At 66.3% G+C, this 13,425-nt stretch carries 12 protein-coding genes; 7 read left to right on the top strand and 5 right to left on the bottom strand.

Annotated elements, in window-relative coordinates:
• Positions 1-3 precede the first annotated feature (3 nt).
• Both smeE and smeF read left to right on the top strand, forming a co-directional pair.
• Positions 4-3,126 (top strand): multidrug efflux RND transporter permease subunit SmeE, encoded by a 3,123-nt coding sequence (gene smeE, locus ACZK1G_RS19085; RefSeq protein ID WP_101766098.1) that lies wholly within the window; start codon positions 4-6, stop codon positions 3,124-3,126.
• A gap of 57 nt (positions 3,127-3,183) precedes the next feature.
• The gene (smeF, locus tag ACZK1G_RS19080) at positions 3,184-4,584 is read left to right on the top strand and encodes a multidrug efflux RND transporter outer membrane subunit SmeF (RefSeq protein ID WP_158298009.1); all 1,401 of its coding nucleotides are present in this window, start codon (positions 3,184-3,186) and stop codon (positions 4,582-4,584) included.
• Positions 4,585-4,668: 84 nt separating this feature from the next.
• Here the strand turns inward: smeF and ACZK1G_RS19075 are convergent, their stop codons facing one another.
• The 4 genes from ACZK1G_RS19075 to ACZK1G_RS19060 form a co-directional block, all read right to left on the bottom strand.
• Positions 4,669-5,091: a low affinity iron permease family protein gene (locus tag ACZK1G_RS19075; RefSeq protein WP_014038527.1), complete on the bottom strand. Its 423-nt coding sequence runs from the start codon at positions 5,089-5,091 to the stop codon at positions 4,669-4,671.
• A 76-nt stretch (positions 5,092-5,167) separates the two neighbouring features.
• On the bottom strand, positions 5,168-5,494 hold the full coding sequence (locus ACZK1G_RS19070; protein WP_014038526.1) for a hypothetical protein: 327 nt from the start codon (positions 5,492-5,494) through the stop codon (positions 5,168-5,170).
• 74 nt (positions 5,495-5,568) lie between these two features.
• Positions 5,569-5,829 carry a hypothetical protein gene (locus ACZK1G_RS19065; RefSeq protein WP_014038525.1) on the bottom strand — a complete coding sequence of 87 codons (261 nt, stop codon included), beginning with the start codon at positions 5,827-5,829 and terminating at the stop codon, positions 5,569-5,571.
• Between the two features lie 199 nt (positions 5,830-6,028).
• Entirely contained in the window at positions 6,029-6,481 is a 453-nt protein-coding gene (locus tag ACZK1G_RS19060) for a nucleoside deaminase (protein WP_005419409.1), read from the bottom strand.
• Positions 6,482-6,562: 81 nt separating this feature from the next.
• On the opposite strand from ACZK1G_RS19060, the gene ubiE reads away from it, so the two are divergent.
• The 4 genes from ubiE (at position 6,563) to ACZK1G_RS19040 (ending at position 10,988) form a co-directional block, all read left to right on the top strand.
• Entirely contained in the window at positions 6,563-7,324 is a 762-nt protein-coding gene (ubiE, locus tag ACZK1G_RS19055) for a bifunctional demethylmenaquinone methyltransferase/2-methoxy-6-polyprenyl-1,4-benzoquinol methylase UbiE (RefSeq protein WP_006471026.1), read from the top strand.
• A gap of 255 nt (positions 7,325-7,579) precedes the next feature.
• The gene (locus ACZK1G_RS19050) at positions 7,580-9,508 is read left to right on the top strand and encodes a M1 family metallopeptidase (RefSeq protein WP_014038524.1); all 1,929 of its coding nucleotides are present in this window, start codon (positions 7,580-7,582) and stop codon (positions 9,506-9,508) included.
• 125 nt (positions 9,509-9,633) lie between these two features.
• Complete coding sequence (locus tag ACZK1G_RS19045; RefSeq protein ID WP_049443690.1) at positions 9,634-10,365, top strand: hypothetical protein; 732 nt, start codon at positions 9,634-9,636, stop codon at positions 10,363-10,365.
• Positions 10,365-10,988, top strand: a complete 624-nt coding sequence (locus tag ACZK1G_RS19040) for an HAD family hydrolase (RefSeq protein WP_049443688.1) — start codon at positions 10,365-10,367, stop codon at positions 10,986-10,988. Before ACZK1G_RS19045 ends, ACZK1G_RS19040 begins: the two co-directional genes overlap by 1 nt.
• A gap of 143 nt (positions 10,989-11,131) precedes the next feature.
• Here ACZK1G_RS19040 and ACZK1G_RS19035 read toward each other — a convergent pair whose 3' ends face one another.
• Positions 11,132-12,070 carry a carbohydrate kinase family protein gene (locus tag ACZK1G_RS19035; protein WP_049443686.1) on the bottom strand — a complete coding sequence of 313 codons (939 nt, stop codon included), beginning with the start codon at positions 12,068-12,070 and terminating at the stop codon, positions 11,132-11,134.
• Positions 12,071-12,353: 283 nt separating this feature from the next.
• Here ACZK1G_RS19035 and ACZK1G_RS19030 point away from each other — a divergent pair, with 283 nt between their 5' ends.
• Positions 12,354-13,400 (top strand): rod shape-determining protein, encoded by a 1,047-nt coding sequence (locus ACZK1G_RS19030; protein WP_005419402.1) that lies wholly within the window; start codon positions 12,354-12,356, stop codon positions 13,398-13,400.
• Positions 13,401-13,425 lie beyond the last annotated feature (25 nt).

The following is a 13,425-nucleotide window of genomic DNA, read 5'->3' as shown; positions in this document are numbered from 1 at the left end:
CCCATGGCACGCTTTTTCATCGATCGACCCATCTTCGCGTGGGTGATCGCCATCATCATCATGCTCGCCGGCGGCCTGGCCCTGTTCAAGCTGCCGGTCTCGATGTACCCCAACGTCGCACCGCCGGCGGTGGAAATCAGCGCCACCTACCCGGGTGCATCGGCCAAGGTGGTCGAGGACTCGGTGACGCAGATCATCGAGCAGAACATGAAGGGCCTTGATGGCCTGATCTACTTCTCCTCCAACAGCTCGTCCAACGGCCAGGCCACCATCACCCTGACCTTCGAGAGCGGCACCAACCCGGACATCGCCCAGGTGCAGGTGCAGAACAAGCTGCAGCTGGCCATGCCGCTGCTGCCGCAGGAAGTGCAGCGGCAGGGCATCAACGTGGCCAAGTCCAGCTCGGGCTTCCTGAACGTCATCGCGTTCGTGTCCGAGAACGGCAGCATGGATGCCAACGACATCGCCGACTACGTCGGTTCCAATGTCGTCGACCGTCTCAGCCGTGTGCCGGGCGTGGGCAACATCCAGGTGTTCGGTGGCAAGTACGCCATGCGCATCTGGCTGGACCCGAACAAGCTGCACACCTATGGCCTGTCGGTGCCGGAAGTGACCGCCGCGATCAAGGCGCAGAACGCCCAGGTGGCCATCGGTCAGCTCGGCGGTGCGCCGTCGGTGAAGGGCCAGCAGCTCAACGCCACGATCAACGCGCAGTCGCGCCTGCAGACCCCGGAACAGTTCCGCAACATCATCGTGCGCGGTGCGCAGGACGGTGCCGAACTGCGCCTGGGCGATGTCGCCCGCGTCGAGCTGGGTGCCGAGTCCTACGACTTCGTCACCCGCTACAACGGCCAGCCGGCCAGCGGCCTGGCGGTCACCCTGGCCACCGGCGCCAACGCGCTTGATACCGCAGCCGGCGTGGATGCCGCGCTGCAGGACATGAAGAGCTTCTTCCCGGCCGGCCTGAAGGCCGAGATCCCGTACGACACCACCCCGTTCGTGCGCGTGTCGATCAAGGGCGTGGTGCAGACCCTGATCGAAGCGATCGTGCTGGTGTTCGTGGTGATGTACCTGTTCCTGCAGAACTTCCGCGCCACCCTGATCCCGACCATCGCCGTGCCGGTGGTGCTGCTGGGTACCTTCGGCGTGCTGGCGATGCTGGGCTTCTCGGTGAACATGCTGACCATGTTCGCGATGGTGCTGGCGATCGGCCTGCTGGTGGACGATGCCATCGTGGTGGTGGAGAACGTCGAGCGCATCATGTCCGAGGAAGGGCTGTCGCCGCTCGAAGCGACCCGCAAGTCGATGGGCCAGATCACCGGCGCACTGGTGGGTATCGGCCTGGTGCTGTCGGCGGTGTTCGTGCCGATGGCTTTCATGAGCGGCTCCACCGGTGTGATCTATCGCCAGTTCTCGGCCACGATTGTCTCTGCGATGGCGTTGTCGGTGCTGGTGGCGATCGTGCTGACGCCTGCGCTGTGCGCGACCATGCTCAAGCCGCTGAAGAAGGGTGAGCACCACGTCGCCCACCGCGGCCTGGCCGGTCGTTTCTTCAACGGCTTCAACCGCGGCTTCGACCGCACCAGCGAAAGCTACCAGCGCGGCGTGCGCGGCATCATCCACCGTCCGTGGCGCTTCATGGGCATCGTGGCGGCGCTGTTCGTGCTGATGGGCGTGCTGTTCGTGCGCCTGCCCAGCTCGTTCCTGCCCAACGAAGACCAGGGTGTGCTGATGGCGCTGGTGCAGGCCCCGGTCGGCGCCACCCAGGAACGTACGCTGGAATCGATCGCGGCACTGGAAAACCACTTCCTGCAGAACGAGAAGGATGCGGTGGACTCGGTGTTCTCGGTGCAGGGCTTCAGCTTCGCCGGCATGGGCCAGAACGCCGGCATGGCATTCGTCAAGCTGAAGGACTGGAGCGAGCGTGACGCCAACAATGGCGTGATGCCGATCACCGGTCGTGCGATGGCGGCACTGGGCCAGATCAAGGATGCCTTCATCTTCGCCTTCCCGCCGCCGGCCATTCCGGAACTGGGTACCGCTTCGGGCTACACCTTCTTCCTGAAGGACAACAGCGGCCAGGGCCACGAGGCACTGGTGGCCGCGCGCAACCAGCTGCTCGGCCTCGCCGCCGGCAGCAAGAAGCTGGCCAACGTGCGCCCGAACGGCCAGGAAGACACGCCGCAGTTCCGCATCGACATCGACGCGGCCAAGGCGACCTCGCTGGGGCTGTCGATCGACCAGATCAACGGCACGCTGGCCGCGGCGTGGGGCAGCTCGTACATCGATGACTTCGTCGATCGCGGCCGCGTCAAGCGTGTGTTCGTGCAGGCCGACCAGGCGTTCCGCATGGTGCCGGAGGACTTCGATCTCTGGTCCGTGAAGAACGACAAGGGCGAGATGGTGCCGTTCAGTGCCTTCGCCACCAAGCACTGGGACTACGGCTCGCCGCGCCTGGAGCGCTACAACGGCGTGTCGGCGATGGAAATCCAGGGTGAACCGGCCCCGGGTGTGGCCTCCGGTGATGCCATGGCCGAGATCGAACAGCTGGCCAAGCAGCTGCCGCAGGGCTTCGGCATCGAGTGGACGGCGATGTCCTACCAGGAACGTCAGGCCGGCTCGCAGACGCCGCTGCTGTACACGCTGTCGCTGATGATCGTGTTCCTGTGCCTGGCCGCGATGTACGAAAGCTGGAGCGTGCCGACCGCGGTGCTGCTGGCGGCTCCGCTGGGTATCCTCGGCGCGGTGCTGGCCAACACCTTCAAGGGCCTGGAGCGCGACATCTACTTCCAGGTGGCGATGCTGACCACGGTGGGCCTGACCAGCAAGAACGCGATCCTGATCGTCGAGTTCGCCAAGGAAAACCTGGAGAAGGGCGCCAGCCTGATCGAGTCGATCATGCACGCCGTGCGTGACCGCCTGCGCCCGATCGTGATGACCTCGCTGGCCTTCGGCATGGGCGTGGTACCGCTGGCGATCTCCACCGGTGCCGGCTCCGGCGCCAAGCAGGCGATCGGCACCGGCGTGCTCGGCGGCATGATCGTCGGCACCGTGCTCGGCGTGTTCTTCGTACCGCTGTTCTTCGTGGTGGTGCAGCGCCTGTTCAAGCGCAAATCCTCGACGTAAGCGAAACGGTCGTGCCGGCCGCTGGCCGGCACGACCTCCTGCCATCCGGCAGTACCGATGGAAGTCATTCCCATGAAAAGTGCATCCCTGTTCCTTTCCGTTGCCGCCGCGCTCGCGCTGGGCGGCTGCTCCACCCTGGCACCGAAGGACACCGCCGTCGCTCCGGCCATTCCGGCGCAGTGGCCGGCCGAGGCCACGCAGGGCCAGGTGGCCGATGTTGCCGCCGTTGGCTGGCGCGACTTCTTCACCGATGCGCGCCTGCAGCAGGTGATCGACCAGTCGCTGCAGAACAACCGCGACCTGCGCGTGGCCGTGCTCAATGTTGAACGCGCGCGCGGCCAGTACCGCGTGCAGCGCGCCGACCGCGTGCCCGGCGTGGCCGTCACCGGCCAGATGCAGCGCCAGGGCACCGACGCCGGTGTCACCGAGCAGTTCACCGCCGGTGTCGGCGTGGCCGAGTTCGAGCTCGACCTGTTCGGTCGCGTGCGCAACCTCAGCGAGGCGGCACTGCAGCAGTACTTCGCCGTGGCTGCCAACCGCCGCAACGCGCAGCTGAGCCTGGTGGCCGAGACCGCGACGGCGTGGCTGACCTATGGCGCCGATGCGCAGCGGCTGAAGATCGCCGACGCCACGCTGAAGACCTACGAGGACTCGCTGCGCCTGGCCGAAGCCCGCCACGAGCGTGGTGGCAGTTCGGCGCTGGAGCTGACCCAGACCCGTACCCTGGTCGAGACCGCGCGCACCGATGCCGCGCGCCTGCGCGGGCAGCTGGCCCAGGACCGCAACGCACTGGCGCTGCTGGCCGGTGGCCAGCTGGATCCGGCGCTGCTGCCGGACAGCATCGAACCGCAGCTGCTGGCGCTGGCACCGCCGCCGGCCGGCCTGCCCAGCGACGTGCTGCTGCAGCGCCCGGACATCATGGCCGCCGAACACCAGCTGCTGGCGGCCAACGCCAACATCGGCGCGGCACGTGCGGCGTTCTTCCCGAGCATCTCGCTGACCGGCAGCATCGGCAGCGGCTCGAGCGAACTGTCCAACCTGTTCGACAGCGGCACCCGCGTGTGGAGCTTCCTGCCGAAGATCACCCTGCCGATCTTCCAGGGTGGCAAGCTGCGCGCCAACCTGGCCATCGCCAACGCGGACCGTGACATCGCGCTGGCGCAGTACGAGAAGTCGATCCAGGTGGGCTTCCGCGAAACCGCCGATGCGCTGGCATTGAATGTCAGCCTGGATGAGCAGGTGAGTTCACAGCAGCGCCTGGTGGAAGCGGCCGAACAGGCCAACCGCCTGTCGCAGGCGCGCTACGACGCTGGCCTGGACAGCTTCGTGACCCTGCTTGATGCGCGGCGTACCGCCTACAACGCGCAGCAGACCCAGCTGCAGGCGCAGCTGGCGCAGCAGGCCAACCGCATCACCCTGTACAAGGTGCTGGGCGGCGGCTGGCACGAGCGCGGGTGAGAGAAAGCCGGCCAGCGGCCGGCTCTCCCTTGATGATCGATGGTAGTGCCGGCCGCTGGCCGGCATTGTCATTTCAGGGGGCCGCTACACCGCCTCATCGTCGCGCCGCGCCACATGGCAGGCGCGCACCCGCGCCAGCGCGTCGCCGGCTTCGCGGGCCATCTGCTCGTACTCGCGGCGGATCTCTTCCAGCCGCTCTTCGTCCAGTTCTTCCAGATCCAACAGTTCGTTGTTGGCCTCTGCGGTGGCACGGATCAGCTCGTCGAGCTTGATCTGCATCGCGGCGGTATCCGCGTTCTGTGTGTGCTGGATCAGGAACACCATCAGGAAGGTGATGATGGTGGTACCGGTGTTGATCACCAGCTGCCAGGTGTCGTTGAAACCGAACACCGGACCGCTGATGCCCCAGATCACCACGATCGCTACCGCAGCCAGGAAGGTCCACGGCGAACCGGTGGCGGCCGCGGCCTTCTTGGCGATCGTATTGAACAGATTGCGTGCTTTCATCGTCGTCGTCCCACTCAGGTGACGAGGATGATCGGCAGTGGCTCGTGCAGGGGCCGTGCAGCCGTCGCGAGGCAGCTCAGGCGCGCAGGCGCGGCGCGTCCTGCAGGCGCACCGGGCTGGTCTGGTAGACGTGCTGCCAGCAACGGTCGACGAATTCGCGGGCCTGGGCTTCGCTCAGGCGCGGCATGATCTGCAGTGCGTACTGGGTCTGGAACATCTCGTCGCGCTGCGCATTGCTGGCGCGCGGCTGGGTGATCAGCGAATCGCAGGCAAACTTGATCCATGGCACGTACGAGCCGAACGAGTTGTGCGGCAGTGCGCCGTCGGCATGCTGGCGGCGCCAGTGGTCAAGTTCGGCGTCAACGTTGATGACCGGGGGAATGGTGGGGACTTCGGCGTGCATGTCGATCCAATCGGTTGAAGTGGATGGGAGTGGGGGTTCATCGCAGTGTGGCGTATGCGCCGGTGCAAGCCGTGTCAGCGCGGCGTGGAGCCGGCGTTGCGATTGCCTATCAATTGCGCGTGCTCGACCGCACCGAGGTCTTCGGCGATGTCGGCCATCGCGTTGCACAGGCGCTCATGGTCGAGCGGATGGCCACGTACCAGTTCCAGCTGCAGGCCCTGGTAGGCGGTCCAGAACAGCGCGCCGCGCTGGTGCAGCGCGTACTGCTGCTGCAGGCGTTCGCGGATGGCATCGAGAACCGGGTCGGGCGTAGGGCGAACGGCGTGCGCGCACATGGCTGGCTCCGCCGGGGGGAGAAGGCCCCGGTAACCCCACCCTAGGCGCGTTGCCCGGGTGGGGTGTTACCGCTGTGTATGCAGGCCTGGCAGCTGACTGTGCACGGGTTCACGGCAATGGCCGCAAACGCTGCCGGCACAAGGGTGTGCTGGCACTGAAGCGTTCATTAAGCGGGTTCAACAGTATGCTGCGTGGTGCTCATTCACCGATGTCTTCGTTCCAGATATCCGGATGACGGCTGATGAAATCGCCGAGCAGGTCGACGCATTCCTGGTTGTCCAGGTCGATCACGTTGACGCCGTTCTCGCGCAGCCAGTCGATGCCGCCCTGGAAGGTGCGCGATTCGCCCACCACCACGGTGCCGATGTTGAACTGGCGGACCAGGCCCGAGCAGTACCAGCACGGGGCCAGGGTGGTGACCATGATGGTGTCCTGGTAGCGGCGCTGGCGGCCGGCCTTGCGGAAGGCGTCGGTCTCGCCATGCACGGAGGGGTCGCCTTCCTGCACGCGGCGGTTGTGGCCACAGCCGAGCAGGCGGCCGTCGTTGTGGTACAGCGCCGCGCCGATCGGCACGCCGCCCTCGGCCAGGCCCTGGCGGGCTTCGGCGATGGCGGTCTGCAGCAGGGCCTGGTAGTCGGGCGTGGTGATCATGCGGGGGCTCCGGTAAGTCGTGGCCCGCCATGATACGGGCAGGGGGTGCCGCTGGCCCCCGGCGGTGCGATAATCGGGGCCATGAGCGAATCCCCCTACAAAGCCGGTACCACCCATTTCGGGTTCCGCGACGTCGCCGCCAAGGACAAGCAGAAGCTGGTCGGCCAGGTGTTCACCTCGGTCGCGCGCAACTACGACCTGATGAACGACCTGATGAGCCTGGGCGTGCACCGGGCGTGGAAGCGCTACTACGTGGCGACCGCGCAGGTGAAGCCGGGCGACCGCGTGCTCGACCTGGCCGGCGGCACCGGCGACATCGCCGCCCTGCTGAAGGAGCGCGTTGGCGCCGAGGGCTCGGTGGTGCTGGGCGACATCAACGCCGGCATGCTGTCGGTCGGCCGTGACCGCCTGACCAACCGCGGCCTGGTGCTCGGCCTGGACTACGTGCAGTGCAACGCCGAAGCCCTGCCGTTCCCGGACAACAGCTTCGACCTGGTCACCATCGCCTTCGGCCTGCGCAACGTGACCGACAAGGACGCTGGCCTGCGCGAGATGTACCGCGTGCTGAAGGTGGGCGGCCAGGCCCGCGTGCTGGAGTTCTCCGAAGTCACCGCGGACTGGTTCAAGCCGATCTACGACTTCCACTCGTTCAGGATCCTGCCCAAGCTGGGCAAGCTGTTCGCCAACGATTCGGACAGCTACCAGTACCTGGCCGAAAGCATCCGCAAGCACCCGCCGCAGGACGAACTGAAGGCGATGATGGGGCAGGCCGGTTTCGAGCGCTGCCACTACAAGAACCTGACCGGCGGCATCGTTTCGATCCACTCCGGCTACAAGCTGTAAAGCGTGTGGGGCCGCCGGGCATGGCCCGGCGCTACCTGTTCTGGTAGGTGCCAACCTTGGTTGGCACACGCTTGCACCGGGCGCTGACACATCCGTGCCAACCAAGGTTGGCACCTACCTGTGGATGCCGACCTTGGTTGGCATGTGCGGGAGGCGCAGGATCAGCCCCGCCCGCCATTACCCCGCACCGCGCAACGCCTGCGGGGCCGCAGGGAGGTACCATTGGGGGTCTGATCCCCGTAACGGTCCCGATTCATGCGTAATCCGCTGATGCTCCTTCCGCTGGCCGTGGCCCTGGCCGCCGGCTGCTCCCAGGAGGCGGCCGCGCCCGCCGCCGCCCCGACTGCCGCAAAGGCTCCCGCCGCCCCCGTGAACGCCGAGAACCGCAGCCACGACGAAAGCTCGTACGCCGAGCCGGACAAGGTCGTCATCAAGGACATCGCGCTGGATCTGAAGCTGGACTTCGACCAGAAGCAGATCGGCGGCACCGCCACCTACACCCTGGAATGGAAGCAGAAGGATGCCAAGCAGCTGGTGCTCGACACCCGCGAGCTGACCGTGTCCAAGGTCGAGGCCGTCGCCGCCGATGGCGCGCGCAGCGCGCTGAAGTTCGAGCTGGCCCCGGTCGACAAGGTGTTCGGCAGCAAGCTGACCATCGAGGCCCCGGAACAGCCGGCCAAGGTGGAAGTGACCTACCACACCGCACCGACCGCTTCGGGCCTGCAGTGGCTGGCGCCGTCGATGACCGAGGGCAAGAAGCTGCCCTTCATGTTCAGCCAGTCGCAGGCGATCCACGCCCGTTCCTGGGTGCCGCTGCAGGACACCCCGAGCGTGCGCTTCACCTACAGCGCGCACGTGGTCTCGCGCCCGGACGTGATGGTGCTGATGAGCGCCGACAACGATCCGAAGGCCGCGCGTGACGGTGACTACACCTTCAAGATGCCGCAGCCGATTCCGTCGTACCTGCTGGCCATCGCCGCCGGTGACCTGGTGTTCGAGCCGATCTCCGGCCGCTCCGGCGTCTGGGCCGAGCCGACCATGGTCAACAAGGCCGCCAAGGAATTCGAAGACACCGAGAAGATGATCGGTGCCGCCGAGAAGCTGTACGGCGAATACCGCTGGGGCCGCTACGACATGCTGGTGCTGCCGCCGTCGTTCCCGTTCGGCGGCATGGAGAACCCGCGCCTGACCTTCGCCACCCCGACCGTGATCGTCGGTGACAAGTCGCTGGTCTCGCTGGTCGCACACGAACTGGCGCACAGCTGGTCGGGCAACCTGGTGACCAACGCCAGCTGGAAGGACATCTGGCTCAATGAAGGCTTCACCACCTACGTCCAGGGCCGCATCACCGAAGCCCTGTACGGCAAGGAGATGGCCGAGATGGAGAAGCAGATCGACCAGACCGACCTGCTGGCCGAAGTGAAGGACATGAGCCCGGCCGACCAGGCGCTGGCGCTGCCGCCGCTGAACGAGCGTGACCCCGACGAAGCCCTCAGCCAGGTGGCCTATGTCAAGGGCTCGTGGTTCCTGGAATTCCTGGAACAGCGCTTCGGCCGCGAGACCTTCGATCCGTTCCTGCGCGGTTGGTTCGATGACCACGCATTCCAGAGCGCGAACACCGACCAGTTCGTCGAGTACATGAAGAAGAACCTGCTGCCGAAGAATCCGTCGGCAGTGACCGAGGCCGAACTGAAGGCATGGCTGGACGAGCCGGGCATTCCGGCGTTCGCGGCCAAGGCGCAGTCGCGCAACTTCAGCAGTGTCGATACCGCGCGCATTGCCTTTGCCAGCGCCGGCACCGTGCCGAGCAGCCAGGTCATCGCCGACTGGAGCACGCAGGAATGGGTGCGCTTCATCGACGGCCTGGGCGCGACCCAGCCGCTGGACAAGCTGGCCACGCTGGACAAGGCGTTCCACTTCACCGGCACCCCGAATGGCGAGATCGCCATGCGCTGGTACCCGCTGGCGATCCGCAGCGGTTACGAGCAGGCCAATGAAGGTGCAGCCGCGTTCATCGAGCGCGTCGGTCGTCGCAAGCTGATCATGCCGATCTACGCCGAACTGGTGAAGACGCCGAAGGGTCTGGAGCTGGCCAAGCAGGCCTTCGAAAAGGCCAAGCCGGGCTACCACCCGATCACCACCGCCTCGGTCCAGGACATGCTGGCCAAGGCCGAAGCCAAGTAAGAAGACGCGCCGGGTATCCCCCGGCGCTTTTCTTTGTAGAGTCGAGCCATGCTCGACTGGCTCTTCAACAGCAGTCGAGCATGGCTCGACTCTACAAGAATGCGAAAACACCAAGGACCTCCGCCATGAAACGACTGATCCTGCTCACCGCCTGTGCCCTGGCCCTGGCCGCCTGCAGCAACCCCGAGGAAGAGCGCAAGGCGCAGGAAGCCGCCGCGGCCGCCGTGCAGGCGCAGAAGGAGGCCAAGGCCGAAGACGTGGCCAAGCAGTACGACATGGCCGTGGCCGCGCAGGACTGGGAACGCGCGCGCCTGCATGGCGCCTCGCTGCTGGACCAGTACAAGGACACCGCCGCCGCCGAGCGCATCGCCGCAGGCTTCGACGAGGTCAAGGCCAAGGGCGATGCCGCGCGCGACCTGCGCCGCATGCAGGCGCTGTGGCAGTACAACCAGATCCCGGTAGGCAGCAAGGGCAACCAGGTTTCGGCGCAGATCTACAGCAAGGAACGAGTGGACGTGGATGGCAGCGGCGCCAAGCCGGTGCAGCTGGTGTTCCGCGATCATCCGGAGTGGAAGCGGCATGCCTACCTGGTGCTGCAGGCCGGCGATTTCCGCTGCCCGCAGTGCACGGTGAAGGTGACCGTGGACGACGGCAAGCCGATTTCCATGGCGGCGTGGCGGCCGAAGACCGATGAAGCCATTGCCCTGTTCATCACCGACCAGAAGGCGCTGTGGAAGCTGGCGCGCAAGGGCAAGTCGATCAGCATCGAGTTCCCGGTCAAGGCTGGCGGCACGCGCACGGCCGTGTTCGAAACCGGCGGTGTCGACGCCAGCCGCATGCCGCAGTGGTGGCAGTGATGATCGCGACGGGCAGCGCAGTGCACGCGTTGTCCGCGATCCGGCACTGGGTGTTCGACATGGACGGCACGCTGACGGTGGCCGTGCATGATTTCGCCGCGATCCGCCGCGCGCTGCAGATTGCCGCGGAGGAAGACATCCTCGACCATATCGCAGCGCTGCCGGATGCACCGGCCCAGGCCAAGCGTGAGTGGCTGCTGGATCACGAACGCGCGCTGGCCGAGGACGCACTGCCGGCGCCGGGTGCGGTGAAGCTGCTGCGTGCGCTGGCAGCCGACGGTTGCCGGCTGGGCATCCTGACCCGCAACGATCATGCGCTGGCGAAGCTGACGCTGGACGCGATCGGGGTTGGGGAACTGTTCGACGATGCCGACATCATCGGCCGCGATGAAGCCGTGCCCAAGCCCTCACCGGATGGGCTGCAGCAGCACCTGCGGCATTGGGGCATCGCAGCGTCGGAGGCGGTGATGGTCGGTGACCACGCCTACGACCTCGAGTGTGGCCGCGCCGCGGGCACGCACACCGTGCTGGTCAACCTGCCGGAAAATCCGTGGCCGGGCCGTGCCGACTGGCATTTCGCCGATTGCCGCGACCTGTTGGCCGCTTGGCAGCAGAAGGGGTAGTGCCGGCCGCTGGCCGACAGTGTCGACCAGGGTCGACACCTACCAACAGCATTCCCGATAGCGCATCGGGTGGAAAGCCCCCTTGTTGTTCAAGGGGGCGCGCCGAAGGCGCGGGGATAAGGTGGAATGCGCGAGCAATCTGGTTACGCGCTAAGCGCGTAGCCAAATTGCTGTTTGAACTGCTCGTTGAACTCATCAAAGGTGAAGCGCTGGTTCTGCGTGCCCGGGTGCTCGACCTTCAGCGCGCCCATCAGGTTGCCCATGCGGCCGATGGTCAGCCAGTCGTAGCCCTTCTGGATGCCGTAGATCAGGCCGGCGCGGAAGGCGTCGCCACAGCCGGTCGGGTCGACCACGCGGCGCTCGTGTGCCGGCGGGATGTCGTAGCTCTTTTCCGGGGTGTGGATGACCGCGCCCTTCGGGCCGCGGGTGGTGATGTAGGCCTTCACCCGGCTGACGATCTCCTTCTCGTCCCAGCCGGTGCGTTCCTGCAGCAGGTTCGACTCGTAGTCGTTGACCACCACGTAGTCGGCCTGCTCGATGAAGGCGCGCAGCTCCGGGCCGTTGAACAGCGGCATGGCCTGGCCCGGGTCGAAGATGAACGGAATGCCGTCTTCGTGGAATTCCTGCGCGTTCTGGATCATGCCTTCGCGGCCGTCCGGGCCGACCAGGCCCAGGGTCACGCCCGGCACGCCACGCACGTGGTTCTCGTAGGAACGCATCATCGCGCCCGGGTGGAAGGCGGTGATCTGGTTGTTGTCGTGATCGGTGGTGATGAACGCCTGCGGGGTGAACAGCTCATCGATCACGCGCACGCGCGACAGGTCGATGCCCAGGCCGTCGAAGTATTCGCGGTACGGGCCGAAGTCCGAACCCACGGTGCCCATCGGGATCGGCTGGCCGCCCAGCAGGTGCAGGTTGTAGGCGATGTTGCCGGCGCAGCCGCCGAACTCGCGGCGCATGCGCGGCACCAGGAAGGACACGTTCAGGATGTGCACCTTGTCCGGCAGGATGTGATTCTTGAACTGGTCCGGGAACACCATGATGGTGTCGAAGGCAAGAGAACCACAGATCAGAGCGGACATCGATGTAAGCCTATGCGGTGAATTTTGGGGTGGGCCGGCCCGGTTCAGCGGGCAAGCAAACGGCGCCCTTGGGCGCCCGACGGCGCAAAGGTTACCCGCTGGTGCCGCTCAGGGCCAGAACCGGGTGAGACCCGATCAGGCCGAAAGCCTGTGAAGACGCGGGTTCAGCTAGTTTTTTCCTTGCTCGGCGGCAGGCGGGTTGCTAGGCTTGTCGGCCTCGAATTCTGCCCATTTTTTCGCCATCCCGCGGCGGGCACGACACCCCTCAGGACTCCTTCCTCAGATGTTCAAGAAACTCCGTGGCATGTTCTCCAACGACCTGTCCATCGACCTGGGCACGGCCAACACCCTCATCTACGTGCGCGGGCAGGGGATCGTGCTGAACGAGCCGTCGGTCGTGGCCGTGCGCCAGGACCGTGCCATCGGTGGCACCCGCTCGGTGGCAGCCGTGGGCGCCGAAGCCAAGCAGATGCTGGGCCGTACCCCGGGCCACATCACCACCATCCGCCCGATGAAGGACGGCGTCATCGCCGACTTCACCTACACCGAGGCGATGCTCAAGCACTTCATCAAGAAGGTGCACAAGTCGCGCGTGCTGCGCCCGAGCCCGCGCGTGCTGGTCTGCGTGCCGGCCGGCTCGACCCAGGTCGAGCGCCGCGCGATCAAGGAATCGGCCGAGGAAGCCGGTGCCCGTGACGTGTTCCTGATCGAAGAGCCGATGGCCGCCGCGATCGGCGCCGGCATGCCGGTCACCGAAGCCCGTGGCTCGATGGTCATCGACATCGGCGGCGGCACCACCGAAGTGGCGGTGATCTCGCTCAACGGCATCGTCTATTCGGCCTCGGTCCGCATCGGCGGCGACCGCTTCGACGAGTCGATCACCAACTACGTGCGCCGCAACCACGGCATGCTGATCGGTGAAGCCACCGCCGAGCGCATCAAGGTCGAGCTGGGCTGCGCCTACCCGCAGGCGGAAGTGATCGAGATGGAAATCTCCGGCCGCAACCTCGCCGAGGGCGTGCCGAAGATGATCAAGATCAGCTCCAACGAGGTGCTTGAAGCCCTGCACGAGCCGCTGTCGGGCATCGTCAGCGCGGTCAAGCTGGCGCTGGAGCAGACCCCGCCGGAACTGTGCGCCGACGTCGCCGAGCGCGGCATCGTGCTGACCGGTGGTGGCGCTCTGCTGCGCGACCTGGACCGCCTGATCTCCGAGGAAACCGGCCTGCACGTGCAGGTGGCCGACGATCCGCTGACCTGCGTGGCCCGCGGTGGCGGCCGTGCGCTGGAGCTGGTGGACATGCACGGCAACGAGTTCTTTGCGCCGGAATAAGCCGTCCCGGCCGTTCCTGCCCGCC

This window comes from Stenotrophomonas sp. 109824_Sma (assembly GCF_056480025.1).
This window is presented reverse-complemented; position numbering and strand designations above follow the sequence as displayed.